4 protein-coding genes and 1 pseudogene are annotated in these 4,969 nt (G+C 30.6%); 1 reads left to right on the forward strand and 4 read right to left on the reverse strand.

Annotation, left to right across the window (positions count from 1 at the left end; translation table 11 throughout):
• From Q1A73_RS24175 to xerA, 4 genes and pseudogenes are all read right to left on the reverse strand, one after another.
• Window positions 1–335: pseudogene (locus Q1A73_RS24175) on the reverse strand (hypothetical protein); the annotation flags it as partial.
• A gap of 187 nt (window positions 336–522) precedes the next feature.
• Window positions 523–1,185 carry a hypothetical protein gene (locus tag Q1A73_RS24180; protein ID WP_299611302.1) on the reverse strand — a complete coding sequence of 221 codons (663 nt, stop codon included), beginning with the start codon at window positions 1,183–1,185 and terminating at the stop codon, window positions 523–525.
• Between the two features lie 84 nt (window positions 1,186–1,269).
• On the reverse strand, window positions 1,270–2,544 hold the full coding sequence (locus tag Q1A73_RS24185; protein WP_299611305.1) for a caspase family protein: 1,275 nt from the start codon (window positions 2,542–2,544) through the stop codon (window positions 1,270–1,272).
• A 567-nt stretch (window positions 2,545–3,111) separates the two neighbouring features.
• Window positions 3,112–4,245 (reverse strand): site-specific tyrosine recombinase/integron integrase, encoded by a 1,134-nt coding sequence (gene xerA / locus Q1A73_RS24190; protein ID WP_299611308.1) that lies wholly within the window; start codon window positions 4,243–4,245, stop codon window positions 3,112–3,114.
• Window positions 4,246–4,376: 131 nt separating this feature from the next.
• On the opposite strand from xerA, the gene Q1A73_RS24195 reads away from it, so the two are divergent.
• A complete protein-coding gene (locus tag Q1A73_RS24195; RefSeq protein ID WP_299611310.1) occupies window positions 4,377–4,751 on the forward strand; it encodes a hypothetical protein in 375 nt (124 codons plus the stop codon).
• The last annotated feature ends 218 nt before the right edge of the window (window positions 4,752–4,969 follow it).

Genomic DNA, 4,969 nt, shown 5'->3' on the forward strand with positions numbered 1-4,969 from the left:
AGTTTTAACAAAATCCACATTGGTGATAGAAAAAAAGGATCGATTTCCTCCTTCCCACGAACAATTCTTATTTCTAAGATGTCTTTTTGAGGAATAGATATTAAAGTCCGTCTATTCGAAAAATTTGTATGCAATAAAAGTCCGTTGGATCGTTTTTCCAAATTACACTTCGAGTCAGTTCTGATTAAATCCGAATTATTATGCTTATTAACAAATGATTTAAGGAAAAGCCCAGGTCCACCAATTATTTTTGGATTTTTCGAACCCACAGAAATTGGCTTTCCAATCAACTTACTAATTTTTCTTTCGTCAATATTTTTTTCCGTTAATATCATTCCTGCTTGTACCTAACGTTTTATATATGTGTCGTAGCAGTGCAAAATGTTACCTAGCCATCGACAAATCTGTGCTGATTTTATAACTTTCTCACAATAAAATCTTAACACCCTTGCAAATATACACGAACCAATCGATTCATCTGGTAGCTGCTATGCCACATATATGTTGTTGGCAAATCGTTTTTTATATTAGAGCACTTCTAGTCAGTTCTTTTTTGTCCAAATCCAACTCAATAGAGAACAAATCTATTATTATTTGTTCTATCTCATTTTTATTTATATACTTTGGATTTCTTCGTGATTTTATGTAGTTCTCACGTTTCATTTTTTCGGCTAATTCTCCAATAGTATTCAAATTCAACTCTTTTCCTAATTTATGTGTGATCCAAATTCCGAAAATTGATATTCCAATTCCAATCAATGCAATTTTATAGTCATAGAAAAAACTGAAAATCGAAATACAAAAAAATATCAGTAAAAGGTTTGTATAAATTCTTTTTGGTTCTGTAAAATTTAATTTAAAATTCAATTTCCGTTCAACTTTTCGGATCAATTTAAGACGTTCTCTTTTAGGAAATATTTTAGAAAGTTTGGTTTTTGGAGTTATTCCATCAAGTCCAAATTCAGAAGTTAGAATTTCATTTAATTTGTAAAATGCTTGTTGAGTGGTGCAATCTTCTTTATGTTCAAGAGTAATTTTATTCATTATTGCATCACATAATTCTCCAAAATTAGTTACATTTATTAATTCGTTACTTACAAATCTAAATTCAAAAGTATCTTCAATTTTTTGAAGAACTAATTCAATATCTTCAATATCAATATTTTCTAATTTGTAGTTTCTCATTTTCAAATGTTTGCCAACGTTTAATGTATGGTGTCGTAGCTATCCCGCAGGGTAGCTATGCACTATACATATTGTTGTGTGTAGTTATTCATGTTTAAAGAATTCATTCATAATTCCTATAAATAATTCTGTTTCAGTTATTTCTTTTAATGCAACATCTTGGGTTTTAATGAATTCAAAATCCTCCATAATCACATTTTGTTTTGTTAAAATATCTTTATCCAATTTAAAGCCTGTCCATACATGATTTTCAATTATCCTTTTTATTGATTTCAATTTTCCGAATTTGTCATTATGGGCAAAAATTGAACTGTAATGTTCCATAGTCAATAATATCTTTTGCATCCTGTTGATTTCATCTTTACTAATATTTGGAGATTGAGAAATTACTTGTTTATCCAATTCTCTAAAATCAATCGTTTTGCTTATCATGCTAAATCTGTAAGTAGCATGAATTATCTTTTGAAGATTAAATAGTACTGTAAAAGCATTTCTAGGATGTATGGTGTTTTTATGCTCTTCAAATTGATTCCTGAACAATTCAGTCGCTTCTGAAAATGGAACTTTAACAGTTTCCATGTTATCACCCTTTAGTAAACTAAAATCAATTGTTTTTTCAGTAAGTTCTTGGTAAGCAAAAATCAACTCTTTTTTAAGATACATTATAAGAGCAGTTGCTTCTTTAATAAAATAGAAGTCTTCACCGTGTAAAGAAGATTCTTCCCAAGGAACTTGCTTTCCATTCGTTTCTTCTATTACATCTGTTCTTGTGTTTTTAAATACCCGTTCAACCGAGTTATTTGGAATCTTAAGGTTTTTAAGTAAGTGTTTAGTATATACTCCATTTCTGTCTGCTGATTTTTCAGAAGATGTCATGTTAGGGCTTGTTGAAAAAGCGATTAAAGTACCCATTGGAGCTACCATTCTCGCAAGTCCACCTGATATGCTTTTTATCCCACTTTTAAATGGATTATTACGACAAGCATCAAGTACTATCAGATGCATTATTTTTGAGCTTAGTCCGATATCAATTAACAAATCTGATGCATTTATACAGAAGTAAGGTATTTCTTCAGAAATACTGATGTTAGCATCAACCGGCACAAGGAAGTTATCGCCTTCAATTTGCAATCCATGACCTGAAAAGTAAATTACAGAAATAGTATCTTCAGTAAGTTTCTTTTTATAATCAGCAAGACTTTTTATTAGCTCTCTTTGTGTAGGATTAAGTAAAATTTCTGTATTAAAGTCACAGCTTGTTAGAAAACTATTTAAATCATTTGCATCATTTTCACACTTGTCCAATGTTTCTAAATATTGGTAGGAGTTAATTCCAATTATAAGTGCTTCTTTATTCATAAATGATTTTGGTCTTAATTACACACAACGTTAGGTGTATATTTAGTGAAAGGCTGTAGCGCTGGCATATAGCGTCATTAAATATACACAATGTTGTTTGCTGTTTTTATTTTAATTTTTTATTCCAGTCAAAATTAATAATAAATTAAGGGACTGTTGTTCCATTTGCCATGATCATATCCCCAATCTTTTTCGGTGATTCCTTTGCTAATGACATATACACAATGGTATATGATGTTGGTCAAGGAAACTTTACACTCCGTTTTACTTAGGATCCGTCCACTTCACATTCCGCTCAAATTTGACTTTGTCCAAAATTTTAACGAACTTTCCAGTCAAGTATTTGTAACGTGGCAACGTTTGGATAGTGTAACTCTCCACGATACCATCGCAACATACTTGTCGGGATATCCTTTTTCACAAAGGCTATTGTTCCGCTTTACTGATCCGCGTAAAACTCCGTTTACCTTCCCCGCGTAACCCTCCGAAAAAATTGTCCGTTCAAATTGAACAATTGCATACAACGTAGGAATATATCTATTGGTAGATATATATCCTTTATGTTTTCTACAAATCTAGGGGATTTTTGATCATTCTGAAACTATTGGTAGCGACATGTGTGTAAATCTCTGTTGTTTTGCTAGAACTGTGTCCTAATAAACTTTGAATATATCTTAAGTCCGTACCATTTTCTAATAAATGGGTAGCAAAACTATGACGTAGTGTGTGCGGAGTAACCTTTTTAAGTATACCCGCTTTTTCGCTAGCATTTTTTACTATTTTGGCAATACTTTGGGCAGCATATTGTTTACCATTAACTCCTTCGAATAGATAGTTTTTTGGTTTCCATTCTTTATAATATGCTCTTAAATCATGTAATAAGGTTTTGGATAATAATGTATAACGATCTTTGTTACCTTTGGCATTAGCTACCATAACTAGCATCCGATTACTATCGATATCTGTTATTTTTAGATTTAATAATTCACTTCTTCGTAAACCTGCAGAATATAATAGACTAATAATACATTTATGTTTGATATTATTAGTGTTATTAATCATAGTAATTACTTCTTCTTTGGATAATACCGTTGGCAATCGCTTTTGTTTTCGAGGTCTGTCTATATAATAGAATCTATTAGGCATTTCTAATACAATTTCATAATAAAACTTTATGCTATTGATAGCTTGATTTATATAGGAATTGGATCTGCCTTGTAAATTTTGTTCTTTAAGATAGTTTTTGATATCTAATTCATTAATCTCTAAAAAATCTTTATCACTATAATAATTGATAAATGCTTCAAAAGCAGATACGTAATTTTTTATAGTGTTTTTAGCATATCGCTTTAGTACTAGTTTTTCTAAGTAAGTATCTGGGCAGCGACGATAATTTTTGTTGATTACACGTTTTTCTAACCAGCTTACATCAGCTTCTTTATTCGATGGATTGATGATTCTGTTTTTGAAAAAATAGTTACAATTAATCCAGGCTACACCTCTGAATGTGCTAAAAATTAAGTTTAGGTTTTCTTTAGTGTTTTGTATATAAACCATCCCATATTCCTCACTCCAGCTAGGATTGGGGAGTTCTTTTATAAGCGCTTCGATAATTTTGTCTTGATAAAACTGTAGACCAATCATCTTCTGTTGATCTATTAATAAATGTTTTAGAGTAATATGTTTGCCTGAGAATTTCATAGATATTCAAATATGACTAAAGAACGTAATGTGAGCAAGTCTAAGTGTCGAATTAAACGTTTATTAAACGTTTAATTCGATGGATAGGTAACATTTTTAGAATTGAAGACACTATTTTAGAAAGGTGTTTTATGAATCGGAATTGTAGTTATTGTAATGAGAAATTGGAAGGAAGAGTAGGTAAGAAGTTTTGTTCCTCTTACTGTAGATCAGCTTTTTATTATCAGCGCACCAAAGAAAAAGAAGATACCTTGTTTAAAAAGATTGATGTTCAACTTAAGAAGAACAGAAAAATACTTAAAAATTATAATCGAGCAGGTATGGCAAAAATTAGGAAAGAGAAATTGATTAGAGAAGGTTTTGATCCTAAATACTTTACGCATTACTGGAAAAATAAAAAAGGACAGGTATACCTCTTTTGCTACGAATTTGGTTTTATGGAGTTACAAGAAAAAGATCATAAGAAATATCTTTTAGTCGTTTGGCAAGAGTATATGAATAGCTAAGATTTGCTTTAGGGATAGGAATGTCATCCTATTTATAATAGTTTGCTGATGTAAAGAGGCAACTAGTATAAATAGATATAATGGATAGCCCGACCGCCTGTTTGCGATCAATGTCATTAAGTTAAGGAATTTCGATGTCAATCTGATTTCTATGACAAAACCAAATTGTTTTTATAAGCAGTTTGGTTTTTTATTATAGCAAAGATTCTATGAATAAT

The organism is uncultured Aquimarina sp., assembly GCF_947492115.1.
In the GTDB taxonomy this organism is placed as follows: domain Bacteria; phylum Bacteroidota; class Bacteroidia; order Flavobacteriales; family Flavobacteriaceae; genus Aquimarina.

Coding starts and splice junctions, on each gene's coding strand:
- Q1A73_RS24195 (WP_299611310.1), top strand. CDS start 4,377: ATGAATCGGAATTGTAGTTATTGTAATGAGAAATTGGAAGGAAGAGTA.
- Q1A73_RS24180 (WP_299611302.1), bottom strand. CDS start 1,185: ATGAGAAACTACAAATTAGAAAATATTGATATTGAAGATATTGAATTA.
- xerA (WP_299611308.1), bottom strand. CDS start 4,245: ATGAAATTCTCAGGCAAACATATTACTCTAAAACATTTATTAATAGAT.
- Q1A73_RS24185 (WP_299611305.1), bottom strand. CDS start 2,544: ATGAATAAAGAAGCACTTATAATTGGAATTAACTCCTACCAATATTTA.